Source organism: Paenibacillus sp. FSL M8-0228, assembly GCF_038007385.1.
Lineage (GTDB): Bacteria > Bacillota > Bacilli > Paenibacillales > Paenibacillaceae > Paenibacillus > Paenibacillus polymyxa_D.
The window spans coordinates 804,963-829,895 of sequence record NZ_JBBOXA010000001.1 but is presented as its reverse complement, the minus strand read 5'-3'; the positions used below and the strand labels follow the sequence as shown (position 1 = coordinate 829,895).

Genomic DNA, 24,933 nt, shown 5'->3' with positions numbered 1-24,933 from the left:
TGTGCAGTTTTCCCTCTCAGATGGATGATTACCCGCACTGTATAATCGTAAACAGGCGGCCTATATAGGCCGCCTGTTTTGTACGATGTATATATATTATTGTCTACATATCCTTAATTTTTGTCAACTGTAATCGTATGATCATTCCAGCTATTTTCCGTTTTATAGAGATACCCCTCTTCCATACGAAGAACATGGCTGGCAAAGCGTTCAGCTACCTGTATATCGTGGGTGATGATCAGGAATGCCGCGCCTTCGGTAGACTGCTCTGTGCACATACGGAGCAGAATATTCGCCCCTTCGTAATCCGTTCCTGCGGTAGGCTCATCCAGAATGTAGAGCTTTTTGGGCAAGATAAACTGTGCTGCAACGCTCAAGAGCCTTTTTTCGCCTCCACTTAGCAGATACGGGGAGGCATCCAGTCTGTGCTCCAGCCTGGCGGCAGCCAGCAAGTGATGCGCCCGTTCCACATATGCGGCGGGAACTGGCTCCCGGGTCCGTAAACCAAGCTTGGCGCGAACGCTGTACAAGCACTCTTCCCACACCGTTGCAGCTGCAAACTGATGCTCTGGCTGCTGGAACACATAGCCGATTTCGGTAGCCAGCTGGTGAATGGGCAGCTTCGCCATATCCTGCCCCTCCCACCACATGCACCCCTTCGGTGCGGGGAGTAGGCCCATGAGCAGCTTGCCGAGCGTGGTTTTACCTGAGCCGTTCTCGCCCAACAGCACGGCTCGTTCGCCAGGCGCAAGGGCAAGACTCACGCCCTTGAGCGCCGGGCGCTGGCTGCGGGGGTAGGTGAAGGGCAATCCCTTCACCTCCAGCAACGGCTGTCCAGCGCGGTCCGCCGCTGACCCGGGCTTCGCGCCCGGCTCACGCGGCACGTCTCCCCTCTCTGCGGAAGAGGGGAGCAGCCCCAAGGCGGCCAGCTGCGCACCATGTTCGCGCAGCAGCGTTTCGGGCGGACCCTGCAGCTGCACGGTCCCGCCCTTCAGGACGATGATGCGCTGCGCTGCCCGCGCGCCATCGTCTATGCGGCCGGACGCGGTAACTACCGTCCGGCCTTCGGCATGGAGCCGCCGACATAACAGGACGAAGTCGCAGACAGCCGGCGGGTCTAACTGCGCAGCTGCGTCGTCGAACACGACCAGCGGCGCTTCCAACGCCAGTACCGCAGCAATCGCGGTGCGTTGGCGCTGGCCTCCCGAGAGGCGCCGCACGAAGGAGTCGCGCTCGGGAGCTAGGCCGACGGCCTCCAGCGCAGCGGCAATGCGCTGCGCTATTTCTGCCGGAGGCACGCGCAGGTTCTCCGGCCCAAAAGCAATCTCGTCTTCGACGATTCCCTGCACCAGCTGGGCATCCGGGTCCTGAAGCACGACGCCGACAGTGGTGGCGACAGTAGCCAAATCAGCGGTATCGGGGTCCATCCCGTACACGGTCAACTCACCCGTTCGTTCGCCCTCGCCAGAACGGGATAACCCGCCATGAAGCAGCTGGCATAGCGTAGACTTTCCACTTCCGCTGGCTCCGACAATGGCTACATGCTCGCCCACCGCAATGTCCAGTGTCAGGCCATGTAACGCTGGCTCCACCTGATCATCATACCGATAGCCAAAATTCTTCAAGGATACGGCTATTTTACTGTTCGAATTATAATCGCTATGTTCATTCATAACTGAAATATCCTCGATCCCCATTGTTGAAGATATAACCACATGCATAGCCACCCACGGCTATGCACGTGAAGCGCGTCCTAGTTCAAACCGTTTTAACAGTCCCGTACGATTTAAGGCATCGCCCAGCACTTTCGTCAGCAGACCACACAGGACAATGCCGCTCAGGATACGAACGACCAGTGCAATCGTCAGCACCTTCCACCCCCAATGCATATAGCCAAACATATTGGCTGCCACAATAAACCACAGCGGAACCATAGCCCCACCCACTAGCATCAGCGAAACTGCGTTCCAGCGCCGATACCGCAACAAGGCAAATACCAACTCAGCCGCAATCATATAGCAGACAGCCGCCGCAATAATAGAAGCAATTCCATAGGCAGAGCCCATAAAAGACTGCACTACCGCACCAAAAGCATAAGCAATAACCGCCGTACCCGGCTTACGAATAATATAATAGGCCAACAAACCGTATATCATGTACAGACCGACAATAGTGGAAGTTGCGATAGGCCCTCCCAGACTGTTTAATGTTTTGTTAATGAGCGACAAATACACGGTCATGACGCCGTTCAACGTGGCCAGCATCGCCATGAGTACGATATCCAGCGTTGTAAACTTTGCAAACATACGAGATTCCTTCATATGTATTCTTGACTCCTCTCCCTATCTAATCTATAAGATTGCAGCTCTGATCCTTATACAAGCTGCTACTGTATAAATGTATTCATCTGCAGTCTTATTGTCAACCTAATTATATTTCATAGGTTGACAATAAGACTAAAAATAAGAGGCTTCACTTTATATGCTCCACCCTAAAACAGCCGTAGCTACTACAGCAGTCACAGCACATAAGTTGCCTAAACGCCCATTCTTCAGTGTACGAAGATAAGTCCGTTCCGCATAAGCACCGAAACCTTTGCCCTCCATAGCCAGCGCCGTCTGCTGAACCCGTCTTACAGCATTCACCAACACGGCAGCCGCATACCCGCTCCACCATGATAACCGATGGCTCCACCCTCGTGGTGGTTCCTGTCCACGAACACGCCGTGCTGCCATAATGGTTCGCCCTTCTTCTTCCAATAAGGGGAGAAACGTCAGTGCCACTGAAATACCGAACGCAAACCGATAAGGAACACGCAAGCGCAGATTCAATGCCTGCACAAAATCTCGGGGATCGGTCGTCGAGAGATAGATATAAGACGCCAAAAACAACACAAAAATCCGCAACGTTAACGCCCCTGCGATGTCCAGTCCCTCTGCTGTAATGACAATGGGTCCCCATGAAGCCACGGGATGTCCTTCTCGAATCGCTAGGATAGACAGTATAAAATATGGGATGCCTAACCCAATCAGGAATGACATAGCCCGAAGCTGGCGTGCTAAGGTCAAACGTGCGCCCAAGCCAGCCACAGCAATCAGTACAGCCAAGAGAACTGCTTCCCGCAGCGTCGAATCCCAAACCATCGACAGGAGGCTAAAGCATCCCACCCATATTAGCTTACTTAACGGCCCTAGTCTGTGCAGTGGTGATGAACCGCCGTTATACTGAAACAGCATTTCGTTGTGCCTCCAGTCTGAGCCATTCTTCATGCAGTAAAGAATACATCAGCATATCCTTAAAGCCTGTAGATGTATGCTGTACCTGCCGCAACAGTCCTTCCTGTGTCCAGCCCATCGAGGACAGCAGAGCTTGCGAGCCTGTATTGCGCGGGTCCACCAGCGCTTCGATCCGATTCAACCGAATCGTGTTATACCCGAATGACAGCACCAAGCGTAGCGCCTCGGTCATGTAACCCTGTCGCCAATAAGGCTTGGCTATCTCATAACCAATCTCAGCTTTATAAGCTCCCTCTGTCTGCCAATAATTAAAACCACAGCTTCCAATCAACTTCCCGTTCTCCTTCAGCTCTATTCCCCAGCGCAGCGCATCCTCCGTCTTCGCCAGCTCATTCAACAGCTCAATCATATCCTCTGCGTCCTCACGCCCTGACATACCAGAAAGGTTCATATAACGGTGAACCTCCGGGTCAGACCAGCAAGCGAACATCGTAGCCGCATCCCCGCTTTCCATCCTTCGCAGCCGAAGACGCGAACTTTCCTGCGGTGGTATATGCCCCTTACATGCATATGCACACATGTTCAATCATCCTTCCAGCATTTAAAATGACAATAAATATACGCTACATTTAAGCACACACCTTCAACAAACACAACCTTATTTAAAGCTGAGAAGCTTATATATAGAAGATGCCCTTCTGTTCCTAGGATTAGGAATTAGAAGGGCATCTTCTATTTTATAAGAGATTAAACCGTTTGAGAGCTTGTCTTCCGAATCAAAAGTATTGAGCATCTAAGCCTTTTAAGAAGAGACACGGGTAGTGGTGCGTGTCGCTTTCTTCACAACATCCTTGTACAGTACGTCCAGCATCGACTGAATTTCCTGTAATTCATCGATCCCTGCACCGGTAATGCTGTACATATCATCATGCGGTGTCAGAAAGTTTTCCTGCGTCAGGTTTTCAAGCTCCTGCTTGACCTCACGTTCTCCTACACGGTAACCGCGCTCTTCCAACACAGGTTGAATATCTCTTATCGTGAGATCGTTCTGATGTGCATAAGAAAGCATCTGTATACGGATAAACAAGTTCTGAACATCTGCATGCATAATTGTAACTCCTCTCTGGCCTAGGCCAACCATGTTACACTGTTTTTACCCATAGAGGATAAGCTGGAAACAGATGAGGGCAACCCTTGCTGAATTACTTTCGATATTGTTTGCCTCGCTAAAACGTATAGTTTTCCACTTGACTGAATATACACAATCGTTATATCTTAAATTAATTAACCAATGGTAAAAGCGAATTGCATAATTACCTATTTTCGGCAATTTATACAGCACTTCATGTGAAAATTTAATGTTAGGAGCGTGAACTCTACATGTTTCAAACTATACCTTACGAAGGCACACGTCATGAACAATTCGAATCCGTTCTCGGGCAACTCCGGGCACTGATTCATGATGAATCCAATACCATTGCTAATCTGGCAAATGCTTCAGCATTACTCGGTCACTTCCTTCCAAATATTAACTGGAGCGGTTTCTATCTTTATGATGGCACTGAGCTTGTACTTGGTCCTTTCCAGGGCTTACCTGCATGTATACGGATTCCGTTGGGACGTGGCGTATGCGGTACCGCAGCAGCAGAACAACGAACGCTTGTTATAGATGATGTACATGCGTTTCCAGGACATATTGCCTGTGACGCTGCTTCCAATAGTGAAATCGTTATTCCCCTTGTCAAGAATGGGGAGCTGATAGGAGTGCTGGACATTGACAGCCCACTTAAAGGTCGTTTTGATCACGAAGATCGTGTATTCCTAGAGGAATTTACGGCTATTCTGTTAGCCAGCCTATAACCAAAAATAACGCATATATATCGTCTTCCTTCGCCACAATATAGGAGGGTCTGAAACCCAAAACTATCCGGCGAAGGAGATTGATGATCAATGTTCAACAACATGGCTCCACAACAACAACTTCATCAATGTGAACAAATTATTCAGCAATTGGCACAACAAACACAACAAGGAACCGCCATGTATCAGCAGTTGCTGCAACAAGAGCAACAAAATGCATCCAGCCTTGAAAACCTGATGCAACGTGAACGTAATGCAGCTCAAATGATCCAAACCGCAATCCAGGACCACCAAAAAGCTATGCAACAATACCAACAAGTTATTCAACTGTGTAGTCAGCTGGAAAACACTATCCGCTCGAGCAGCCAAATGACTCAGCCTGGATTTGGCGATAACTATGCTTCCCGTAGTATGCAACCATCCACCTTTAGTGCAGGAAGCCACATGAATCACAGCTTTCCGCAGCATATGGGAACGACTGGACAGCATTTTGCAGGCAGTGGTAACATGCAGCAGTTCGGAAACAGCAGTCAGCAAGGCATGAGAACAGTACCAAGCAGCATGTAAGCTGTTTTACACAAAAAAAGGGTGAACAGCAGGCCGTCAAATCGGCTTGTTGTTCACGTCTTTTTCATATCATTTAAGCCCTTTCATCAGCTGTTGCTAGTTTAATTCCCGTTCGGCCAGCACCTTCATTCCGTCTCGCAAATACTCAGCCAGCCCGGGGCGATAGCCTTCATACATTTTATTGAAATCCTCATGCTCGACATACAAGTCTCCCAGCCCGCTATAAATTTCTGCGGTAGGAGTATAAAATCGGCTTACCCATTGAAGATGACGGCGGATCAGCGCCTGTACTTCTTCACTGTTATGCTTCAATCCTTTATTCATGGCTTCAGCCAGCCGTCGATGAATCTGGTCAGCCTCTGCCTGCGAATCCAAATAATCCTCTTTGCTCCAGTTCTCCGTCGCCGTCTTGCTCTCCTGAATTGTTTTCTGAGCCTCTTGACCATAACGGTCTGTCAAATCATGTTCATACATTTCCTGCTTTTCCGGGTTAAACCCTTGGTACATTTGCTCTGGTTTCATTGCTTGTTCCCCTTTCAAATAAGCCACCGTTTCGTCGATGGTTTGTAGGAGAGTATGCAAGCGGAAGACTTTGGCCTCGACCTTGGCTCGATGCTCTTGCAAAACCTCGGCCTTTTGTTCCTTGGTTTGCTCCAGCATATTTCCAATTTCAGATAAAGGCAAATCCAGTTCCCTATATACCATGATTTGCTGAAGCCTCAACAGTTGTTCCTGTTCGTAATAGCGATATCCATTATTTCCAATATGATGCGGTTTCAGCAATCCTATTTCATCATAATAATGCAAGGTTCGTACGCTGATTCCCGACAGATTAGATACTTCCTTCACCGTATAAGCCATTCCGCTTCACCTCCCTTACTTGACAGTCTACAGTCTCACGTGGCGTGAGAGTTAACGCCCCCACTTGCCCACCTTGGTACTACACTTTTACCCTATAAGCGCATTGTGAACCGCTCATTTACCAACCATTTTTCATACTTGCGACCTACAATCGGCATCTTTAGATAACTATGCAAAAAAAAGCCCACCAACGAGCATTTTCAAATATGCTGGGGGCTCCATATATTCGATTTGACTTAACCACTATTTACAGATCAAACGATACCTAAGAGAGGCTTTTTCCCATAACCACACGATCATAAAAAGCTATCTTTTGAATAATTTTCTCCAAATTGTGCTGCGTTTGTGCCACATGTTCTTCCACCTTCTTTTTGTGGGCTACAAGGAAATCTCTTCTCTCTTGGATTGTGGCTTCTCCTTTTACATTTAGCTCAAGGTATGCCTTAATTTCTTCAATGGTCATCCCTGTATCTTTCATGGCCATAAGGAACCTGATCCAATCGATTTGTTTTTCGGTATATACCCTTCTTCCCCCTTCATCCCGACCGACATCAGGTAATATACCTTCTTTTTCATAATAACGAAGGGTAGATGCGGGTAATCCGCTCTTGATTTGAACTTCTTTAATGGAGTACATGGTTATTCCCCTCCTCATTCTTAAATTTTCTCTTCAAGTCAGCTTTAACGATAAGTATAAGTTTTCATAGTAAAGAGTGCAAAATTAAGATTCCTACTACCTTACAGCAGCGAGGCAACCTTCTTATTGCCCGTCAGTCCGGACAGAAAATAGAACGTGGGCACTTGTGCCTCATAACCAAAATCGTCAACATGGCTGATAATATCGTCCACAATCTGGTCGGTCTGAAGACCTTCACGTGCTAATCGAGTTCATACCCGCACCGCCTTATATTGCATCCAATTCTACACACCAAACGCCACCTCATACAGCATGGGAATCGATTGCCTCCACAGCTTGCTCCTTATCCCGTATTACTAAAAATTTTATTGCCAACTAGAATATGATTTATGAATATATATCGGTAATTCTTTATAATTATCCTCACACACCCCTCAATAAATAAACATATATTAGTAATTACTTGTATACTTTTCAACAGTTTACTAAATATATGCGATTGCTTCTCTAAGCCTATTCTTTTTTATCATAACTATTTAGTATTATAAGGATATAAAAAAGGAGGTTATCATTTGAAAAGTACAGGTATGACACGTCCCCTAGATGCGTTAGGCCGTATCGTTATTCCCAAAGAAATGCGAATTTCCATGGATTATAATGTGGGTGATCCTGTTGAGATTTTTGCAGATGAGGAAACCGGTATTCTCGCCTTTCGAAAATATACTGGGGTGACGTGTAAAATGTGTGGTTCAACAGAACAATTAACTTATTTTAGAGACAGCTTTATTTGCGGGGAATGTATTGAGAGTTTAAAGAAGGGGGTAAATTTCAGCCCAGTCCTAAGACCAGCCAAATCAGCTTTATCCAACTCACAACGATCTAATAAAGAGTCCAAACGTCTGCGGCGATCGACACAACAGATGATCGAAAGTCTAAAAGAATTAATGCAAAAACACCCCAATGCAGCACAGCACGAATATGCCAAAATACTTGAGGTTTCCCAAGCCCGTATATCCCAGCTCAAAAAAATGCTATAACTACAGCTTGATACCCTACATAGATATACACCAGTGATTTCATCATGTACAGCACTTTTGAACCGTGATACGCAGCAGCATAGCTAACCGACAAAATGCAAAAACGTTCATGCGAAAATTCCAAACCAGGTATAAAGACCCACTGAATGACTTACAAGCGAGAACGCCTATAGCAAAAGGCAGTGCTACATTTAATATTGGTTCCTGAATTAAAAAATGGCCTTCTTTAATTAGAGAAGGTCATTTCATTTATTTATTCATTTTTCTGTAGTAAAACATCCTATACTTTTTCTTTTCGTCAGTTTTTCGTCATTTCATTACATCTTCTCCTCATAAAAAAATAGTATTCGTTTTATAGATAGAGAAAGGATGTGTGAACCTAATATGAACAAACCTGCTCAAATTTTTTCTATTCTTATACTTTCCGTAAGTGTAAGTGTGTTTGCTGGTTGTGGAAAGCAGGAAACAACAGATACATCTACCAATGAAACAGTACCAACAACCTCAGAAACGGTAGTCAAAGAAGGAACAGATCAACCAGCCGCCCTGCAAAGCTTAGACGAGATCAAATGGAATGATGTTAAAGATCCTCTAATTGAAGATGCCATGATAACAAAACTCAAAGCAGTAATAGCTGCCTTCGTGTCAAAAGATTTGGAACAATTCCATGCTGCGCTCGGTCCAGACGTTGGAACAGGTCACGATTACCTCTTCGATCATCCGGTGAAGTTTACTGGTATTGCTGGAGCTATAAAAGAAAATAATCGGACATTGATACCCGTTGTAGGGGAACGGCTGAATAATGAAGAAGGATATTCACCCGATATACGATATACCTTCTACTTTGAAAAAGATAAAGATGGCGCATGGCAAATTGTTTCAATTGATTAACTAAATTCTCTAAGATGCATTATCTCGATTTGTAGCAACATTGCCCATTCCAACGAGTACGTTTGCACATATGATGCCTTGTCAAAACATTCTTCTCATCGTTCGATGGGGCCGTAACAACCACATTTCGCGACCACTACTGAAGTGAGCAATTTTGTTAATTTATGGGGAATATTTACTGTGAACGGTCAACAGATCGTTGCTTTTGTAAAAAGCGTAGATCCCGCTAACAAATCTATGTTAGTGCTATATCCTAATGGCACACAGTCTTATATTGATGTTACTCAAATCAGTCAGGCTCAAGGCCCTTATCCAAGCATGCCTTCTGTTCCAGGACAAAGCGGTGGTCAGGGTGGGAGCCAAGGCGGTGGATCGCATTGGCATCCTCATGGTCAAGGCGGCGGTCAGAGCGGCGGACCACAGTGGTGGCCTCAACATGGTCAAGGTAGTGGATCACAGTGGCCTTCCAGTGGATCTCGTAGCGCCAATCGGAAAAATCGGAAAAACTAATATTCAACCCTTATTGTAGCAATTGCCACTTGTCATAAGCGAGTTGTCGATTGGAACACATTCAATGTTGGACCAACCAAAAGGCGTCGCCTGCAAATGCACGCGTTGCCTTTTGGGTTAGCCACTGGCTCTGAACATAAATATTAGGATCTGCTAGCCATGTCTGCAATCTGGTTAAGCCACTCTTTACGCGTATCTTCATCAGATTGGGGTACCGACTCAAAAAATAGATGATACATGACATCAAGTCCACAATATTCAAATATGCCTTTGTCGGACGTCAAGCGAAGTGCTTGATCCATACCAATGCTGGCATATTCCGCACGTGATTTTCCCTGCGTATTGAGAATAATAGCCTTCTTTCCCTTGAGCAGTCCCATCTGCACTCCATTTACATATTTATAAGCAAATCCGTAGGAGAATACGCGGTCAATATATCCCTTCATAATAGCTGGCATCCCCGTCCACCAAATAGGATAAATAAAGGTGATTACCTCTGCCCATTGCAAATACTCCTGCTCCCGTACAACATCTTCTCCAATGTCTCCAATGACCTCGCTACTGCTAACCACAGGTTGAAAATTGATTGCATATAGATCACGAACAACCACATCATGTCCTTTTTGCTTTAGCCCCTCGACTGCTGTGTTCAAAATCGCATGATTAAAACTTCCCTCAGATGGATGTGCGTAAATAATAAGATGTTTCATTGGTTTTCCTCCATTTACTTCAAAGTAAGTGATTGATCAATTACTAAATTTTGTACACCTTCAACTAACTGAATATGCTCAATCCATAGTTCCAATAAAGATACGTTTGAGTAACCTTGAGCGGTATCCTGCTCATGAATAGCACCTCCATTGCTTGTTAATTTAGTTAGTGATTGATCAATCACTAATGATTGGCCTCAGTATAGTTTATTCCTTTTTACTTTGCAAGTGCTTTTTGTTCAACTTTATATAAAAGATTGGTCCCCCAGTTGATGTCCATTAGGGTGTGGTGTCAAACAATCACTTAATATGACTTTATAATGCCATGTTATTAGGTGTATGCTCCTAGAGAGGTGAAGCGTATGCCACTAAGCAGACATTTTGAAATTATTTATATGTTACTCCATAAGAAAAAAGTGACTGCTGATGAATTGGCAGAACATTTTGAGGTTTCCACACGAACCATTTATCGGGACATAGATGTCTTAAGCGCAGCTGGGATTCCCATCTACAGCAGTAGAGGCAAGGGTGGCGGAATATCATTGATGGAGGGTTATGTCTTTAACACCTCTTTACTGTCCGAGCAGGAACAAGATGATATCTTAATGGCCCTTCAGAGTGTGGCCACCGCTACCATCCCACAGGTAGAAGAAGTGCTGAACAAATTGAGTAGGCTTTTTAAAAAAGACATGGGTAACTGGATCGAGGTAGATTTTTCGCCATGGGGAAGCCAAAACAGTCAAAGACAGCTATTTACACTCATTCGCAACGCAATAATTATAAACCATGTTATAAAGTTCCGCTATTATAACGTCGCCGGGGAACAGAGTTATCGTAGCGTCGAACCTGCCAAGCTATTGTTTAAAGATAAATCCTGGTATGTGGAAGGTTACTGTTTAAATACCGAAAGTCATCGTGTATTTAAGATTAGCCGAATGAAAGAGATTACAGTTTCCGAAATTAGTTATGAGCCAAGAACGGTCGTAGCATCTACAGATACAAAAATGAACAATTTGCTTGATACCATTGAAGTAACTCTTCACATTTCTGCTCAAGGTGCTTACCGCGTATACGATGAATTTGCCGAGAAAACAATTACTCAGAAGGAAGACGGCTCTTATACCGTCACGGCACAATTTCCCGTAGGCAATTGGCTGGACAGTTATCTGCTGTCCTTTGGTCCCCTCCTTATAAAGGTTAGCCCCGAACAAGTACGTACAAGAATATTGTCTCATTTAGAAACGATGAAAAGAAATTTAAATGATCCTCTATAATATGACACCATGTAGTCATATTATCACTGCTATGATGAGTTTGAAGTTATCGCTCACAACATACTCACCATAGGAGGTTGAAGAATCAATGAATCCACATAGACCCATGCCACCAGCAGTAGAAACTTACTTTACATCAGCCAACAAATCCCGGCTTGAAACATTTACTTCCGCTTTCGATAAAGATGCGTTGATCTTGGATAATCATCGCGAAATCAAAGGTATGGAAGCCATAAAATCATGGTGTGAAGCAGAAATATTGGAGCCGAATGTCACCTTCGAGATCATGGATATGGATGACACAAATAATACCGTCGTCGTAACTGCGAAAGTAGACGGAGACTTTGATAAATCGAATCTTCCCGACCCACTCCTACTTAAACATCAATTTCTAGTAAACAACAATAAAATTAAAGAACTGATTATTACACTCCCATAAAGTAATTAAAAGAGGATTTTGTAAAAATCCCATAAGCGACTTCCAATGAACAAGATATAGATCGAGATGGTTTAGTTCGTCTATATCTTGCACTTCGGAGCGACTGGAATCGAATTTTGCAAAATCCTGAAAAAACAAGAAAGGGAAAACCGTATATGTCCGCTTATGTTGTTTTTATACGTGAACAGAGTACCGATCAAACTGAACTCCAACTCTATTCTCAGTTGGCACCGGCAGGTTTGGCGGGACATTCCGTCAAACCCCTAGCAATGTATGGCGCATACCTGGTCCTCGAAGGACCCGATATTGAAGGGTTGGCCATCCTGGAATTCCCCACTTTTGAGGAAGCACAAGCTTGGTACTTTAGTCCAGCCTATCAAAAAGCCCTAAAGCATCGACTGCGCGGAGGGCGGTACCGAGGTATCATTGTCGATAGTGTGTAAGGTTCGCAAAACAAGTGAACTCGGAGTGAAGATACCTAGAGGTAGTTCTCAACCACATTGTGAAAATCAGGAGGAATTATTCGCATGAGTTTTCAATTAGAAAACATTGTAAGTGAGTTTAAAGGTAAAAAGGCCTTGGTCACAGGCGGTACCAAAGGAATGGGAGAGGCTATTGCTAAGAGACTTACGGCTGCAGGTGCTACTGTAATTACTACGGCTCGAACTACTCCAGTTAATTTAGAAAATCCGGATCTATTTATTCCAGCCGATATTAGTACGCCTGCAGGTGTAGATAAAGTGGTAACCAGCGTTCTTGAGCGCCTAGGCGGTGTAGATATTCTTGTCAACAATGTTGGAGGCTCGTCAGCCCCATCCGGGGGAGCCCTTATCTTGACAGACGAGCATTGGCAGCAAACTTTTAACGCCAATCTGTTTGCTGCTGTCCGTTTAGACCGTGGACTGCTGCCGGCTATGGTTGAAAAGGAAGCCGGTGTTATTATTCATATTTCATCCATTCAACGTCGCTTGCCGCTATATGATGCAACATTGGCTTATGCTGCAGCCAAAGCAGCTTTAACTACTTACAGCAAAGGGTTAGCCAAGCAGTTTTCGCCTCAAGGCATTCGTATTAATACAGTTGCGCCAGGCTTTATCGAAACGAAGGCAGCACAAAGTTTGATTGATCGGATTGCTGAGACGACAGGTGACCGAGAAAGTGCATTAAAGCAACTGATGGACTCGTTGGGAGGAATTCCAATTGGTCGTCCAGGACTACCAGAAGAAGTCGCTGAGCTTGTTGCTTTTCTGGTATCTGACCGGGCCGCTTCTATTACAGGAAGTGAATATAATATTGACGGCGGAACAGTACCAACGGTCTAAAACTCAAGCTAAATACGCTTTATCAATAAGCCCATAACCGTATTTGGAAGCAAATTAATTTTCCAATTTATAAGGGTGTGGGCTCTCTTTGATCCTAAACAGCTCTGCTAAAACCGTGGAGGCTTTGTAGCAGCCGATTTTGCTCCAATCGCAATTAGAGTTTGCCTAAGTTCATCCTGAGTTACCTTTGCCATTTCTTGTGCAGTAGGATATTTCGGTTTTACTGCGTTTCCATTCCTTCTCATTGCGGAACTTTTCAGAGCCTCGCGAACGTGATGTAATCGACTTGGACAGGCTCTGCCGATTCGATCCGAAGTGCCCGGTTGATCTGTCCCCGGTGATATTGCCCATGTAAGAGGACCTGCAACAGGATGTCCCGGACGGACGTTCGGAACGGAACCCCGCTCTGGTTCGCATAGTCGATCATCTCATCCAACTCGGATTCCTCGAGCCCTTCGATATAGACACGATATTGTTCGGCGTTTTCTTCGAACATCGTCCGGATCGCCGACAGGTCTTCAGCTTCCTCCCACACCGAATATTGCGCGCTGCCCTTGCCCTGCAATCGGGACAGCCAGACTCGTTCCGCGACCGCGACGTGCCGAACCAGCTTCAGAAGGTCCTTGTTCTTCGTCTCACTCTCCTCGAGCGCGTCCAAGATGCGTCCGTCCGCCCAGTACAGGTGGTCCATCATGCACTTGATCGTCTTCATTTCGGTTTCCCCCTCTTCATCTCATCGATTACTTGAACCTACTGTTAACCGTTAGTTTAATCATTTGAATGAACTAAAACAACCTTTTTTGGGGTGAATTCCTTGTTGCTGTAAACTTCCAAGGAGAAACGTGCATTTTCAAAAAGTTAGTGGCTTGTCGCTCCCTTTTGGGAAGCACTCATGGGAGATTAAGCCTACTCTGGTTGCTGCACCATCCTCATTTTACGTTTAGCCTTGAAAGATCTTTGATACTTTAATTTCATAACCCTTCTCAGGCACTGCCTTTTTTAAAAAATCATTTGGCTAGGTCTATTTTGTTATTGTCTTTTTGGGGCTACGACCATCCTTCATTATATTCCATTTTTAAATATTAATTAAAGAACATACGCGGGTAGCAGTAGTGATTTAAAAGAGCCTTATCTTAATCTAGCACTAAGAAAACACTTTATTTTCATCTGACAATCACGTAGAAGGTGCCAAAAAAGCCTATCTAATGAACAGACATACGCAAAACGTATTATCTATGTCCATCAGATAGGCTTTTATATAACTACTACCGTTTAATAACGATCAGCTTTGTTTCCAGCATTTCTTCCATGGCATACTTTACGCCTTCGCGTCCGGTGCCACTTTGCTTCACACCACCATACGGCATATGGTCGACACGGAAGCTTGGAATGTCATTGATCACCACGCCGCCAACCTCAAGCTTGTCTGCTGCATCCAGCGCGGTCGTGATATTACGTGTGTAAATTCCCGCCTGCAGGCCATAGATCGAATCATTCACATGGTTTACGGCTTCATCTATAGAGCTAACAGAATGAATCAGCACGAGCGGGGCAAACACTTCACGACAGGATACCTTGGAAGTCGGGTCCACATTAAGCAAAACCGTCGGCTCCAAAATACCTCCCTTGACTTGGCCACCCAGAGCGATTCTCGCACCTGCTCGAACCGCTTCTTCCAACCATTCACGGACACGTTCGACGTCCTTGGCTGAAATAAGCGCGGATACATCCGTGTCCGGCTCTAGCGGATCTCCCATTTTTAAACGTTGAGTTGCTTCTATAAATCGGGATACAAAGGTATCATACAGTTCATCGACAACGTAAATACGTTGAACGGATATGCACACCTGCCCTTGATTGGCAAAGGCTCCACTCACACAACGGTCGATGACCGCTTCCACATCCGTATCACGGTCGATAATAACGGCCGCGTTGGAACCCAGCTCCAGCGTGACCCGCTTCAAGCCAGCCTTGGAGCGAATTTCTGTACCGACCGCCGGGCTACCGGTAAAAGTGATATAGCTGACGCGCGGATCAGTGACAAGTACGTCGCCAATGGTTTTACCATCGCCGCTGATCACGTTAAGAGCGCCCGCAGGCATTCCAGCATGCTCCAACAGCTCCGCGATTAGGTAAGCCGACAACGGCGTCTGCTCCGCAGGCTTTAATACGACTGTATTGCCTGCTGCCAGCGCGGGACCCACTTTATGAGCGACCAGATTCATCGGGAAGTTAAATGGTGTAATAGCTCCTACTACTCCGACAGGTTCTTTGAGCGTGTAGGCCATACGGCCCTCGCCGCCCGGTGCGGCATCCAGCGGAATGGTTTCCCCGTGAATCCGTTTGGCTTCTTCAGCTGCGAACTTGTAGGTTTGCACCGTCCGATCAACCTCCGCCAGCGCAGCTTTCCATGGTTTTGACGCTTCGCGTGCAATGAGGCGCGCTGCATCCTCACGCCGCTCTTCCAGCAGGTCAGCCAGTTTCTCCAAAATGGCTGACCGCTGGTGCGCTGGCATGGCTCGCATCTCCGAGCGTGCATCAGAGGCCGCCTGAATAGCAGCCTTGACATCTTCTGGCGTGGCCTCTGCCACCTCAGCAATGATTTCCCCGGAATACGGTGATTTCAACGTCGTGTACGTTGAAGCTACCTTCCATTCTCCTCCAATAAATAAATGCTGCTGCATGCTTTTTCCTCCTTTTCTCTATATTAACGTCTCTTTTACCATCTATTTTACCGTCAGCACCGGACAAGGTGCATGCTGAATCACATGATGGCTCACGCTGCCCAGTATCATTTCAGAAACAAGTCCTTTTCCCCGTGTTCCCATAATGATCAGATCCACCTTTTCCTGATCTGCAATTTCACAAATGATACTCGCTGGATTACCATGACCCGCTAGCATACGGCAAGGGATGTCCGCGTTCTTTAAATAGTCGGATGCAGGTTCTAAGATATGACGCCCCTCCTCTTCGATCCGTTCATCCACATCCACCCCAATCGGGGGCTCATTCATGGATAGAGCTGGGTTTACATGCAATACAGTCAGATGCGGATTCCCCTGAAGCTGTTTAGACAACGTTTTGGCTGTCTCCAACGCCTTCATCGCGTGTTCCGAACCATCAATCGCGACCAGAATATGTTTGTATTCGTTCATACTCTTTTCCTCCTCAGAAGTTCGATATTAGTGTGCATCCACCTGAATATCCTGCATATGTCGACGACGTACGATCAGCACAGCTACACCAATCAGTACCATCAATGCTCCAAAATAAAACGGGGTTTCTGCTGAGTACCACTCTGACAGCTTCCCTGCAAGCCACGGCGAAATGGCCCCACCCAAAAAACGCATGAAGCTGTAGGCCGCAGATGCTGTCGAGCGCTCCACTGGAGCAGCCTGCATAACAGCAGTTGTAATCAATGTATTGTTAATCCCCAGAAAAATACCAGCTACAATGACGGCGACAATGACAGTCGTTGGCGAGCCAGCTACCGTCCCAATCGCCATAACACCTAAATCAATGGCAAATAGCGTCAGCATGATACTAATGGAAGATACCACGCTCAAGCGTGCTTGAATCTTTGGTGCTACAAACACCGAGGTAAAGGCTAGCATAATTCCCCAGCCAAAAAATACATAACCCAAACCATGCTCGTCCAGATGCATTACATATGGAGAATACGCCATCAACGTAAAAAATCCAAAGTTATATAACAACGCTACAATACCGAGCGTGAGTAAAGCTGGATAACTAAGCGCTTTGAACGGATCGGCAATGGAACCGCGTTTTTTGGGCTTTGGAATCGAAGGCAGCATAAACGTAATGAACAAAAATCCCACGACCATTAGTCCGGCTACACCGAAAAACGGACCACGCCAGGAAATGGAGCCTAACTCACCGCCCAGCAGCGGACCCACTGAAATCCCGAGGCCCAAGGCCGCTTCATACAAAATAATTGCTTTAGCTGTTCCAGAAGTAGACAGACCTACAATCGCAGATAACGCTGTTGCGATAAACAAAGCGTTCCCCAAGCCCCAGCCTGCCCGGTAGCCCACAATTCCGCCAACTGTATTGGCCGTGCCGCCAAGTCCAGCAAACACAATAATAAACAAAATCCCGGTTAGTAACGTCCATTTGACACCCAATCGACTAGATACGACGCCCGTAATCAGCATCGCAACGCCTGTTACCAGGTTATAGCTGGTGAACAGCAATGACACTTGGCTTTTCGTAGCATGAAGCTGATCGGCAATGGCCGGAAGAATCGGATCGACCAATCCCAGGCCCATAAATGAAATAACACAAGCAAAGGCGACCGCCCATACCGCTTTAGGTTGAGACAGCAAGCCTGAGCGTTCTTTTAGCTCTTCAGGTAATGCATGTTGTGAACTCATATTATGATGTTACCTCCACATCTGAATGTAAATGTTCTTGTTATGATGGGTTGTGATCAAGTTCCTCATCCAAAAGGGTTTTGCGTTCACGAACCCTGACCCGCAACTCCTCCAACTCAGTCTGGAGCAAACGGATGCTGTTGATTTTTCCCTCCATTAATTCCAACTGTTCGTTCAGTGTACCTTCCATATCCTCCAACATGGCCCGTCGCTCGTTCGGTTGCAAATGCTCCGTTCGCTCGCGATATTCCTCCCGCTGACCCTTGAGCATTTCCGCTGCGGACATGTAACGCTGAAGCTCTTGCAAGGAGAATCCAAGTACTTCCTTGGCACTCACTATTTTTTTTAGTAAATCCACATCCTCCTGCGTATACAGGCGCATATTTCCTTCACTGCGTTGCGGGGAGGGCAATAATCCGATCTCCTCATAATAACGAATAGTTCGCTTCGTCAGACCACTTTGCTTGGCGACCTCATCAATTTTATACGTAACCATGACACCCACCTTATGAAAAAGATTATATATAAATACTACGCCTATATAACGTTAACGTCAACGTAAACTTTGATATAAAAAGAAACCGCCTCTATTGGAGACGGTTCCTGTTTTGACTAGCACGGTCATAGACCCGAAGCATCGGCGCTCAAGCCCATGAATATAGCTTTAGATGAAAATGGTACGTGTGATGATAACCAGCAAAATGAAGAGTACCAGAATAACACCAGTGGAAGTAAACATGTTGTAGCCGCCACCACCGCAACCTCTTTCTACTTCACCCATCTTAAGTTCCTCCTCCCTCTGTCGATTACAACAAATCGCCCGAAATCAGATTCATGAGCTACGAATTAGATGACGAATGCTTTGGAAATAATAACGAGCAGAATGAAAAGTACCAGAATCGCTCCTGTAGATGTAAAAGCTCCATAACCAGCGCCTACTCCAGACATGGTGATTCCTCCCTTCATGGTTTACAAGAGCATCTTATGCTTATGCCATCATTCATGATAGGGACAAATGCCGCGCCTGCCGCCCAAATCTAGGTTTGGTATTGTATAGTCCTGTTATTCTTCGGACCCGAGCATGCCGTGATAGAGGAGGTTTCGTGCCTGCTTGGCAAGTACAGACGGACTTTCACGTCCAGGCAACAATTTCGTTAACGTCAGCCGTTCAATCAAGCCGATCACGCATTCTGCTATCAGTTCAGGGTCCAGTTCCTCACGGCACGAGCCCCATCGTTGCGCAGCCAGCAGATGCTTTTTGATATGCTCGGCCATTTCCGCCTTAATGCGCACCGAGTCTGCCGCCTGGTAAAATCCGACACGGGTGATCGCCGGATTGTTAGACAACACGCGAAAAATAGCCTCCAGAAACACTTGTCCCCGTTGCAAAATTTCAGCTTCGCTTTGATCCGGACCTATCTTCATGCTTTGAACCGTTTCATTCACCAAAGTACGAAAGCTCTCCACAAGCTCATCATACATCTGTTCCTTGCTTTCAAAATGAATATAAAAATCCGGCTGCGTCAATCCTGCGCGTGCCGCGATCGAACTTACCTTTGTCTGATAAAACCCCGTCTGAGCGAACTCTTCAGCCCCTGCTTCCAGTAACAACCGTCGACTCTCCCGACTTCTGACTCCTGCTCCCATCACGGTCTTGCCCCCTTACGCCACAAATCTATCGTATTATAAAGTTCCTTTGCAGTAAGAACAACGGGCTTGAGGATGATATATACCTTTCCTTCAAAAGTCCTAATACGGAAGGACTGAAAGTTTCGGAAAATCAAGGGCATCTCCCTACAAGGTATAATTAACCAATCTGATGGCGAGCGAGCAGGATTTATTACGCTCAGTGATGAGGACAATATTTGCGCATCATCTCAATCGTCGTCAGATCATCATCCAGCCCCCGTTGTTGCAAGCCGTCGATAATTTGCTGACGTTCCTGATCTTTGACATTTTGACCGAATTTAAACTTGGCGGTCCAATCCTCCGGTACAATTTTGATCAGAGCGACCCCTTTCAAACGTGAGGCATACCGAGAATCGCTAGCATCAATCGTGTCATACCCGCCTTCCGGTTGCAGCTTACTCATAAAAATGGAAAAGGCCGATGCTTTTTCTTCCAAATCCACTACATGCTCCGCATGACCACGAACGGTAATGCTTTTAAAAAATGAAGTCGCCGGACATGCCATATGTTCATCCGTAAAATAAGATGGAATGAGCGCATATTCTTTGGCGGCTGAAAAAGTAACCCGATTATCCTCTTTCATCTGTTCCATCTTTTCTCCAGCACGGCTGCCATGAATATAAAAAACGCCATTTCCATAAGCGAAATTCAAGGGAACCACACGCGGAAAACCATCCTCGCTGTTCATGCCTAAAAATCCGAAACTGACCTCGCTTAGAAACTGCTCTATTTCCTCTAGTTCTGCCACCGCAAATTCTTTCCTTCTCATAGAGAACTCTCCCTCCATCTATTGACCAATGATACATTTCAGATTATGTTGAAAATGGATTCATAAAAAGACCCAATATGAACGAAAGTGAGTGGCCCAATCGAAGGAGAAGAGTATGGATATTACGATTGCATATCAGCGCGCGCTTCAAAAATATCATCTAAAATACTTGGCATTGTATCATGCTCTTCGTGAGGGAATCCTCAATGGTTCCCTTGCGAGTGGTACGCGTCTGCCTTCCACTCGTGATCTGGCTGTGATGTATGGAATTTCGCGAGGGAGTGTTAAAGAAGCATACGATATGCTGCTGGCAGAAGGATATGTAGACTCGGCAGTAGGCAGAGGAACCTTTGTTATGCAACAGACAGCGGTGCTACCAAACCCATCTCAAATCGGCCTGCAGAATCAGAATCCACCCGTTTCCAAGCAAAAATCCCCTACGCTGTCAGCATGGGGACAACGAATCATGCAGATCGAAAGGGAACGAAACTTACAGTCGTCTCCTGTTTCTGCTACAGATAGAGACCGTGCACAACAGCCTTTGATTTCTTTTCAGGCAGGAGAAGTTGTATTGGAGGGCAATTCACAGATCGCATGGAAAAGCGCACTGACTGCCGCTGGAAAAGATCTGCAAAAGCCCTCGGCTGACGAAACTACTGCGCCAGTGAGCGGTGATGAATGGCTACGTGAAGCGATTTGCCATCATGTTGGCAGAACACGCGGAATTACGGCCAGCCCGGATCAAGTCGTATTATGCAGTGGTTCCATGGAAGTAATCACGTTATTAAGTCAGTTGCTTATTCATGAACAAGATCGAATTGTATTGGAGAATCCTTGTTATTCCGGCATCTACCGTGCAGTTACTGCCTCAGGCGGACAGATACTCGCTGCCGAAATGGATCAACACGGAATTGTCCCACAGGATTGGGATTCCAAATTGCTGTTTGTTACACCTGGACGACAGTTTCCAACCGGTGCAGTGTTGCCATTAACACGACGTCAACATATTTTGCAATGGGCAGCATCCAAGGGAGCGTGGATCATTGAGGACGATTATGACAGTGAATTCCGCTGGGCAGGACGACCCATTGAACCGTTAAAAGCACTGGATTGCGCAGAATGTGTCATCTATGTCGGTTCCTTTTCCAAAAGCATGTTCAGCAGCCTTCGGCTCGGGTTTGCAATCCTGCCCGTTGAATTAGCCCAAGCGCTGACAGCTGCCAAACGACTATACGATCCCCTGCCGCCTGCCCGCTTGGAACAGCGCGCACTGGCACGTTTTATGATGCGCGGCGACTACGTTCGCCATGTGCGTCGGATGACTCGCATATACAGGTCTCGCTACGACGTGTTCCAGCGGGAAATACAGCAGTTGAATGAACTGTTTCACTGGCATCAGAACAATTGCGGACTACATGCCTATGCCATCTGGAAGCATGATTCTGCCCAGTATCATCATTTGATGCAGACAGCACGATTTTACGGAGTCACATGGCGTGATGCCGCTGATTACCAACTGACACCGGGACCTCCATCAGCTTGCTTTATCTTTGCCCATCTATCGGAGCAACAAATTATTGAAGGGTTTAACCGTCTGCGCCAGGCATGGGACAGTATCAAACATGAGTATCACGGAGCAAAGCTGAGGCTTTAAAAAGGTACTCCATTCGCGCTTTGTATATAGCAAATTAGACTAACGATAAAGAAGAATTGCCCTTTCCATTCCCTTACTTTTTCATATGATGCTAGTAACTTAAAAGAATTGGAGTGAGAGAAATGGCAATTAGTCCGCTTTGTAGACAGTTTGCAGCTATATTAAAAGCAACACCTCAAATCATCAACGGAGTTTGTACTGCATCTACAGTCAGAAATAACATCAAGCCGATCATTTTAGGGAAAAGGGCCAGATCCTTTCTTGCCATACCCCAAGCTTTTTCTTTCGAAAGTATTGGCCGTAACGGAAAAGGATTATGTCTTGGTGAAACCGTGATTTTGACCGCAGAAATTAATCCGTTTATTTCTCGACTTCGTAAACACGATATCAAAGTGACGGCACTGCACAATCACTGGCTATTTGATAACCCCAATCTCTGGTACATCCACTTCGAAAAAGTAGAAAAACCGCTTGTTTTCGCCACAGAAGTGCGTGACGCGCTTAATGTCTTGACAACGAAGCCTGTACGGCCGGTTATTAAGAAAAAGTAAGCTATCAATAAATGCAAAGATCCGCTTTGGCGGGTCTTTTTGTGTTATGGGCGGAACATAGGACAAAACAGATTAATATTCTACATTAGCCCATTTATCTAAAAGGAGAGCTTTATGAAAAACAAATTAATCTTTGATTATATTGTCGTAGGAACAGGTCCTGCGGGTGCTGTAATAGCGAAAACCCTTACGGATGATAAGCAAACATCGGTTCTTGTGCTGGAAGCAGGGGAAAATAACGATAAAGATAAACCCATTAGGGACTCTACCTTTGCCCCGGAGCTGGAGGAACAATTTTTCCCTGAATACTTTTGGCAAGGGGAAGGCATTCCACAAAATGGAGTAGACGATCGGTCATTCGAATGGACCACAGGACGGCTGCTAGGCGGTGGCTCTTCAATTAACGGCGAGCAGTATGTACGGCCTACTTCGGCTGTATTTAGAGAATGGGAAAAACTTTTAGGCCCATTATGGTCACCTAGAAGAGCCATTCGCCGATTCAAAAAACTAGAAAAATATAATGGAGAAACGAATAATCCAAGGGTTCACGGATATAGCGGACGGATTGATATTAGGCAAGCCCCTGTTAACCCTACGTCTATGGCGCAGAAACTAACCTTGGCCATTGAACGTGCTACAGGTTTTCCGGAAATCCTCGATTATAACGATCCTAAAACTCCCCTTGGTCCCTTTACCCGATGGCAGTTGTTCCAAAAACCAAATGGACACAGGGAAAGCTCTTCAACCGCTTTTCTCTCGCCAGGCATCATGACTTCTTCCGGACAGGGCGTAAACGGCCGGAAGTTGAGGGTTTTCTTTAAATCAACAACTTTGCGCGTTCTTTTTACTAACAAGCGCGCTGTAGGAGTGGAATTCCTCCGTGAAGGAATATGTACACGAGCTTATGCGCGGAAGAAGGTTATCGTCTCAGCAGGCATTAACAGCGCCCAGTTATTAATGCTATCCGGAATCGGACCTGAAAAATCGCTTAAAGACAAAGGGATTCATGTAGTATTTAATAATCCCAATGTAGGCAAACGCCTGCGTAACCATACTCTGAACTTTGCCTCCTTCTCAACCAATCCCAAGGATCGCGCACTGCCTTCTAATGATCCAAGTGCTCTATATACGGGTGGAGCCTTCTTGCCTGATCCCAATGGAACGGAGGACCATCGTCGGGCGGTTCAAATGCTAGGTATAGGTTCGGAAGGCATGCTTACCTTAGGTTTGATTTACTTACGCCCTGCAAGCCGGGGATCGATCAAACTGCAAAACAACGACCCTCTGAAAATCGTGCTTGCAGATGAAGGCTTTCTCTCGAATCCCGAGGACATGGAAGCGGTGAAAAACATATATAAAAATTATGTCAAAAACATAGCGGCAGAGCTAACGGCCATTGACCCATCATATCAACTCGTTTCTCCTACGCTTAAGGTTATTGACGACGATTCCAGCTTGGAGGAGTTTATCAAGCAAAATTTTGATCATAATCATCACCAGCAAGGTTCTCTTCGCATGGCCCCCTTAAATAAAGGAGGCGTCGTGGATCGTAGAGGTAACGTGCATGGAGTCAAAAATTTAATCGTTGCCGATGCTTCCATCATCCCCTTCACGGTCGATGGTAACACATCCGCTGCTGCATACCTGATAGGATATACCATAGCACGACAATTAAAGCTGCTGGATAAAAATATACGCGCTCGAAAGTTAAGACGGCAACGATATGAAGAATATGAAGAGTAGCCTGAGACTCGTTCGTCATTTGCGGCGGATGACTCGAATATATCCCCTTATTTAATTACTAGCCCCAAAAGGCCCACAAAGGATGAAGCCTGATGCGGTGAGATGATGCAGCCATTCAAGTCTTCTATCTCTACTTGTAATCCATCAAATTCGCAATCACTGAGATCAATTCCCTTGAGCTTGGACCCCGACAGGGTGGCTTGATCCAGATTGCAACGGGCAAAAGAGGTTTTTTGTAGTGTTAAATGATACAGATCTGCACTTATCAAAGAACAATCCTCAAAACCAACTTGCTTGAAATTAGCAAAACGGAACATCGAATAATCCCCTAAACAATCCGAAAAACGAACGTTTTGGAACCTGCTTCTCGAAAAATCCGTTCCGAGCAATTTGCAGTTTCTGAACTCTACCCGATGGATAAAGGAACCTGAAAAATTAACATTCGATAGATCGCATTTATCAAAAATAACGTCTGTCCATTCACTTTCCGGCAATGACGATTCCATGATCGTTACATTTTTAAAAGTCATCTTCTCTAATGAAACCTTAACCGCTTCCATATTGTCCAAAATGATATCCTCTACAGACCCTATACTGAGTTCGTCTTTGGATCGTATGGAGCGCATTTCTTCATTTAATACGGGTAAATCCGCAGGAATCTTTGGCAACTCCATTTTATTTTTCATTATATCTCTACCTCCACGATTGAGAGCCCTCTAGGATATCTATATGAATCTATTTTCTATCAATTCTCATACATAGGGTAGCAAAAGTATTTCTCACACATAT

General features: G+C 45.8%; 30 protein-coding genes. 12 read left to right on the top strand and 18 right to left on the bottom strand.

Features of this window, described 5'->3' with window-relative positions; all coding sequences use genetic code 11:
* Positions 1 to 113: 113 nt before the first annotated feature.
* From MKY98_RS03780 to MKY98_RS03760, 5 genes are all read right to left on the bottom strand, one after another.
* Positions 114 to 1,673, bottom strand: coding sequence for an ABC transporter ATP-binding protein (locus tag MKY98_RS03780; protein WP_069012142.1), 1,560 nt, complete (start codon positions 1,671 to 1,673; stop codon positions 114 to 116).
* 60 nt (positions 1,674 to 1,733) lie between these two features.
* Complete coding sequence (locus MKY98_RS03775) at positions 1,734 to 2,321, bottom strand: ECF transporter S component (protein ID WP_029515820.1); 588 nt, start codon at positions 2,319 to 2,321, stop codon at positions 1,734 to 1,736.
* Positions 2,322 to 2,477: 156 nt separating this feature from the next.
* Complete coding sequence (locus MKY98_RS03770) at positions 2,478 to 3,236, bottom strand: energy-coupling factor transporter transmembrane component T family protein (RefSeq protein WP_069012143.1); 759 nt, start codon at positions 3,234 to 3,236, stop codon at positions 2,478 to 2,480.
* Positions 3,220 to 3,816, bottom strand: coding sequence for a GNAT family N-acetyltransferase (locus MKY98_RS03765; protein WP_069012144.1), 597 nt, complete (start codon positions 3,814 to 3,816; stop codon positions 3,220 to 3,222). Before MKY98_RS03765 ends, MKY98_RS03770 begins: the two co-directional genes overlap by 17 nt.
* Positions 3,817 to 4,038: 222 nt before the next feature.
* Complete coding sequence (locus tag MKY98_RS03760) at positions 4,039 to 4,344, bottom strand: hypothetical protein (RefSeq protein WP_029515823.1); 306 nt, start codon at positions 4,342 to 4,344, stop codon at positions 4,039 to 4,041.
* Between the two features lie 272 nt (positions 4,345 to 4,616).
* Here MKY98_RS03760 and MKY98_RS03755 point away from each other — a divergent pair, with 272 nt between their 5' ends.
* Positions 4,617 to 5,096, top strand: a complete 480-nt coding sequence (locus MKY98_RS03755) for a GAF domain-containing protein (protein ID WP_029515824.1) — start codon at positions 4,617 to 4,619, stop codon at positions 5,094 to 5,096.
* 90 nt (positions 5,097 to 5,186) lie between these two features.
* Positions 5,187 to 5,663 carry a hypothetical protein gene (locus MKY98_RS03750; protein WP_069012145.1) on the top strand — a complete coding sequence of 159 codons (477 nt, stop codon included), beginning with the start codon at positions 5,187 to 5,189 and terminating at the stop codon, positions 5,661 to 5,663.
* Positions 5,664 to 5,759: 96 nt separating this feature from the next.
* On the opposite strand, the gene MKY98_RS03745 is transcribed toward MKY98_RS03750, so the two are convergent.
* Positions 5,760 to 6,524: a MerR family transcriptional regulator gene (locus MKY98_RS03745; RefSeq protein WP_069012146.1), complete on the bottom strand. Its 765-nt coding sequence runs from the start codon at positions 6,522 to 6,524 to the stop codon at positions 5,760 to 5,762.
* 265 nt (positions 6,525 to 6,789) lie between these two features.
* Positions 6,790 to 7,161, bottom strand: coding sequence for a MerR family transcriptional regulator (locus MKY98_RS03740; protein WP_029515827.1), 372 nt, complete (start codon positions 7,159 to 7,161; stop codon positions 6,790 to 6,792).
* Between the two features lie 572 nt (positions 7,162 to 7,733).
* On the opposite strand from MKY98_RS03740, the gene MKY98_RS03735 reads away from it, so the two are divergent.
* The 3 genes from MKY98_RS03735 to MKY98_RS03725 all read left to right on the top strand — a co-directional run bounded on the left by MKY98_RS03735 (position 7,734) and on the right by MKY98_RS03725 (position 9,599).
* The gene (locus MKY98_RS03735; protein ID WP_029515828.1) at positions 7,734 to 8,198 is read left to right on the top strand and encodes an AbrB/MazE/SpoVT family DNA-binding domain-containing protein; all 465 of its coding nucleotides are present in this window, start codon (positions 7,734 to 7,736) and stop codon (positions 8,196 to 8,198) included.
* 384 nt (positions 8,199 to 8,582) lie between these two features.
* A complete protein-coding gene (locus tag MKY98_RS03730; RefSeq protein ID WP_069012147.1) occupies positions 8,583 to 9,089 on the top strand; it encodes a hypothetical protein in 507 nt (168 codons plus the stop codon).
* A 180-nt stretch (positions 9,090 to 9,269) separates the two neighbouring features.
* Positions 9,270 to 9,599 carry a hypothetical protein gene (locus tag MKY98_RS03725; RefSeq protein ID WP_176715745.1) on the top strand — a complete coding sequence of 110 codons (330 nt, stop codon included), beginning with the start codon at positions 9,270 to 9,272 and terminating at the stop codon, positions 9,597 to 9,599.
* Positions 9,600 to 9,742: 143 nt separating this feature from the next.
* On the opposite strand, the gene MKY98_RS03720 is transcribed toward MKY98_RS03725, so the two are convergent.
* Positions 9,743 to 10,309 carry an NAD(P)H-dependent oxidoreductase gene (locus MKY98_RS03720; RefSeq protein ID WP_069012149.1) on the bottom strand — a complete coding sequence of 189 codons (567 nt, stop codon included), beginning with the start codon at positions 10,307 to 10,309 and terminating at the stop codon, positions 9,743 to 9,745.
* Between the two features lie 14 nt (positions 10,310 to 10,323).
* Positions 10,324 to 10,494, bottom strand: a complete 171-nt coding sequence (locus MKY98_RS03715) for a hypothetical protein (protein WP_176715746.1) — start codon at positions 10,492 to 10,494, stop codon at positions 10,324 to 10,326.
* Between the two features lie 177 nt (positions 10,495 to 10,671).
* Between MKY98_RS03715 and MKY98_RS03710 the strand changes: the two genes are divergently transcribed.
* The 4 genes from MKY98_RS03710 to MKY98_RS03695 all read left to right on the top strand — a co-directional run bounded on the left by MKY98_RS03710 (position 10,672) and on the right by MKY98_RS03695 (position 13,344).
* Positions 10,672 to 11,583, top strand: a complete 912-nt coding sequence (locus MKY98_RS03710; RefSeq protein ID WP_069012150.1) for a helix-turn-helix transcriptional regulator — start codon at positions 10,672 to 10,674, stop codon at positions 11,581 to 11,583.
* Between the two features lie 88 nt (positions 11,584 to 11,671).
* Positions 11,672 to 12,022: a nuclear transport factor 2 family protein gene (locus tag MKY98_RS03705; protein ID WP_069012151.1), complete on the top strand. Its 351-nt coding sequence runs from the start codon at positions 11,672 to 11,674 to the stop codon at positions 12,020 to 12,022.
* 116 nt (positions 12,023 to 12,138) lie between these two features.
* Positions 12,139 to 12,465 (top strand): DUF1330 domain-containing protein, encoded by a 327-nt coding sequence (locus tag MKY98_RS03700; RefSeq protein WP_238437996.1) that lies wholly within the window; start codon positions 12,139 to 12,141, stop codon positions 12,463 to 12,465.
* 84 nt (positions 12,466 to 12,549) lie between these two features.
* The gene (locus tag MKY98_RS03695; RefSeq protein ID WP_069009978.1) at positions 12,550 to 13,344 is read left to right on the top strand and encodes an SDR family oxidoreductase; all 795 of its coding nucleotides are present in this window, start codon (positions 12,550 to 12,552) and stop codon (positions 13,342 to 13,344) included.
* A gap of 256 nt (positions 13,345 to 13,600) precedes the next feature.
* Here MKY98_RS03695 and MKY98_RS03690 read toward each other — a convergent pair whose 3' ends face one another.
* The 8 genes from MKY98_RS03690 to MKY98_RS03655 form a co-directional block, all read right to left on the bottom strand.
* Entirely contained in the window at positions 13,601 to 14,056 is a 456-nt protein-coding gene (locus MKY98_RS03690) for a DinB family protein (protein WP_208332374.1), read from the bottom strand.
* Between the two features lie 553 nt (positions 14,057 to 14,609).
* A complete protein-coding gene (locus MKY98_RS03685; protein WP_069010960.1) occupies positions 14,610 to 16,028 on the bottom strand; it encodes an aldehyde dehydrogenase family protein in 1,419 nt (472 codons plus the stop codon).
* A gap of 42 nt (positions 16,029 to 16,070) precedes the next feature.
* Positions 16,071 to 16,499 (bottom strand): universal stress protein, encoded by a 429-nt coding sequence (locus MKY98_RS03680; RefSeq protein ID WP_069010959.1) that lies wholly within the window; start codon positions 16,497 to 16,499, stop codon positions 16,071 to 16,073.
* A gap of 27 nt (positions 16,500 to 16,526) precedes the next feature.
* Positions 16,527 to 17,738 carry an MFS transporter gene (locus MKY98_RS03675; protein ID WP_069010958.1) on the bottom strand — a complete coding sequence of 404 codons (1,212 nt, stop codon included), beginning with the start codon at positions 17,736 to 17,738 and terminating at the stop codon, positions 16,527 to 16,529.
* A gap of 40 nt (positions 17,739 to 17,778) precedes the next feature.
* A complete protein-coding gene (locus MKY98_RS03670; protein WP_069010957.1) occupies positions 17,779 to 18,234 on the bottom strand; it encodes a MerR family transcriptional regulator in 456 nt (151 codons plus the stop codon).
* Positions 18,235 to 18,584: 350 nt separating this feature from the next.
* Entirely contained in the window at positions 18,585 to 18,686 is a 102-nt protein-coding gene (locus tag MKY98_RS03665) for a hypothetical protein (RefSeq protein ID WP_014599460.1), read from the bottom strand.
* Between the two features lie 114 nt (positions 18,687 to 18,800).
* Positions 18,801 to 19,385, bottom strand: coding sequence for a TetR/AcrR family transcriptional regulator (locus MKY98_RS03660; RefSeq protein ID WP_069010956.1), 585 nt, complete (start codon positions 19,383 to 19,385; stop codon positions 18,801 to 18,803).
* A 199-nt stretch (positions 19,386 to 19,584) separates the two neighbouring features.
* Complete coding sequence (locus MKY98_RS03655; RefSeq protein ID WP_069010955.1) at positions 19,585 to 20,196, bottom strand: pyridoxamine 5'-phosphate oxidase family protein; 612 nt, start codon at positions 20,194 to 20,196, stop codon at positions 19,585 to 19,587.
* A gap of 115 nt (positions 20,197 to 20,311) precedes the next feature.
* Between MKY98_RS03655 and pdxR the strand changes: the two genes are divergently transcribed.
* From pdxR to MKY98_RS03640, 3 genes are all read left to right on the top strand, one after another.
* A complete protein-coding gene (gene pdxR / locus MKY98_RS03650) occupies positions 20,312 to 21,850 on the top strand; it encodes a MocR-like pyridoxine biosynthesis transcription factor PdxR (protein WP_069010954.1) in 1,539 nt (512 codons plus the stop codon).
* A 122-nt stretch (positions 21,851 to 21,972) separates the two neighbouring features.
* Positions 21,973 to 22,401: a DUF1259 domain-containing protein gene (locus MKY98_RS03645; protein WP_039270545.1), complete on the top strand. Its 429-nt coding sequence runs from the start codon at positions 21,973 to 21,975 to the stop codon at positions 22,399 to 22,401.
* A gap of 114 nt (positions 22,402 to 22,515) precedes the next feature.
* Positions 22,516 to 24,144 carry a GMC family oxidoreductase gene (locus MKY98_RS03640; protein ID WP_208332376.1) on the top strand — a complete coding sequence of 543 codons (1,629 nt, stop codon included), beginning with the start codon at positions 22,516 to 22,518 and terminating at the stop codon, positions 24,142 to 24,144.
* Between the two features lie 47 nt (positions 24,145 to 24,191).
* Here MKY98_RS03640 and MKY98_RS03635 read toward each other — a convergent pair whose 3' ends face one another.
* Complete coding sequence (locus MKY98_RS03635) at positions 24,192 to 24,830, bottom strand: pentapeptide repeat-containing protein (RefSeq protein ID WP_029515839.1); 639 nt, start codon at positions 24,828 to 24,830, stop codon at positions 24,192 to 24,194.
* Positions 24,831 to 24,933: the final 103 nt, after the last annotated feature.

Bases quoted from the DNA above. Each gene is read 5' to 3' on its own strand.
- MKY98_RS03775 (WP_029515820.1), bottom strand. From the start codon at position 2,321: ATGAAGGAATCTCGTATGTTTGCAAAGTTTACAACGCTGGATATCGTA.
- MKY98_RS03780 (WP_069012142.1), bottom strand. From the start codon at position 1,673: ATGAATGAACATAGCGATTATAATTCGAACAGTAAAATAGCCGTATCC.
- MKY98_RS03680 (WP_069010959.1), bottom strand. From the start codon at position 16,499: ATGAACGAATACAAACATATTCTGGTCGCGATTGATGGTTCGGAACAC.
- MKY98_RS03720 (WP_069012149.1), bottom strand. From the start codon at position 10,309: ATGAAACATCTTATTATTTACGCACATCCATCTGAGGGAAGTTTTAAT.
- MKY98_RS03695 (WP_069009978.1), top strand. From the start codon at position 12,550: ATGAGTTTTCAATTAGAAAACATTGTAAGTGAGTTTAAAGGTAAAAAG.
- MKY98_RS03660 (WP_069010956.1), bottom strand. From the start codon at position 19,385: ATGGGAGCAGGAGTCAGAAGTCGGGAGAGTCGACGGTTGTTACTGGAA.
- MKY98_RS03755 (WP_029515824.1), top strand. From the start codon at position 4,617: ATGTTTCAAACTATACCTTACGAAGGCACACGTCATGAACAATTCGAA.
- MKY98_RS03640 (WP_208332376.1), top strand. From the start codon at position 22,516: ATGAAAAACAAATTAATCTTTGATTATATTGTCGTAGGAACAGGTCCT.
- MKY98_RS03655 (WP_069010955.1), bottom strand. From the start codon at position 20,196: ATGAGAAGGAAAGAATTTGCGGTGGCAGAACTAGAGGAAATAGAGCAG.
- MKY98_RS03760 (WP_029515823.1), bottom strand. From the start codon at position 4,344: ATGCATGCAGATGTTCAGAACTTGTTTATCCGTATACAGATGCTTTCT.
- pdxR (WP_069010954.1), top strand. From the start codon at position 20,312: ATGGATATTACGATTGCATATCAGCGCGCGCTTCAAAAATATCATCTA.
- MKY98_RS03635 (WP_029515839.1), bottom strand. From the start codon at position 24,830: ATGAAAAATAAAATGGAGTTGCCAAAGATTCCTGCGGATTTACCCGTA.
- MKY98_RS03765 (WP_069012144.1), bottom strand. From the start codon at position 3,816: ATGTGTGCATATGCATGTAAGGGGCATATACCACCGCAGGAAAGTTCG.
- MKY98_RS03690 (WP_208332374.1), bottom strand. From the start codon at position 14,056: ATGAAGACGATCAAGTGCATGATGGACCACCTGTACTGGGCGGACGGA.
- MKY98_RS03665 (WP_014599460.1), bottom strand. From the start codon at position 18,686: ATGTCTGGAGTAGGCGCTGGTTATGGAGCTTTTACATCTACAGGAGCG.
- MKY98_RS03750 (WP_069012145.1), top strand. From the start codon at position 5,187: ATGTTCAACAACATGGCTCCACAACAACAACTTCATCAATGTGAACAA.
- MKY98_RS03745 (WP_069012146.1), bottom strand. From the start codon at position 6,524: ATGGCTTATACGGTGAAGGAAGTATCTAATCTGTCGGGAATCAGCGTA.
- MKY98_RS03645 (WP_039270545.1), top strand. From the start codon at position 21,973: ATGGCAATTAGTCCGCTTTGTAGACAGTTTGCAGCTATATTAAAAGCA.
- MKY98_RS03705 (WP_069012151.1), top strand. From the start codon at position 11,672: ATGAATCCACATAGACCCATGCCACCAGCAGTAGAAACTTACTTTACA.
- MKY98_RS03710 (WP_069012150.1), top strand. From the start codon at position 10,672: ATGCCACTAAGCAGACATTTTGAAATTATTTATATGTTACTCCATAAG.
- MKY98_RS03730 (WP_069012147.1), top strand. From the start codon at position 8,583: ATGAACAAACCTGCTCAAATTTTTTCTATTCTTATACTTTCCGTAAGT.
- MKY98_RS03740 (WP_029515827.1), bottom strand. From the start codon at position 7,161: ATGTACTCCATTAAAGAAGTTCAAATCAAGAGCGGATTACCCGCATCT.
- MKY98_RS03770 (WP_069012143.1), bottom strand. From the start codon at position 3,236: ATGCTGTTTCAGTATAACGGCGGTTCATCACCACTGCACAGACTAGGG.
- MKY98_RS03675 (WP_069010958.1), bottom strand. From the start codon at position 17,738: ATGAGTTCACAACATGCATTACCTGAAGAGCTAAAAGAACGCTCAGGC.
- MKY98_RS03685 (WP_069010960.1), bottom strand. From the start codon at position 16,028: ATGCAGCAGCATTTATTTATTGGAGGAGAATGGAAGGTAGCTTCAACG.
- MKY98_RS03670 (WP_069010957.1), bottom strand. From the start codon at position 18,234: ATGGTTACGTATAAAATTGATGAGGTCGCCAAGCAAAGTGGTCTGACG.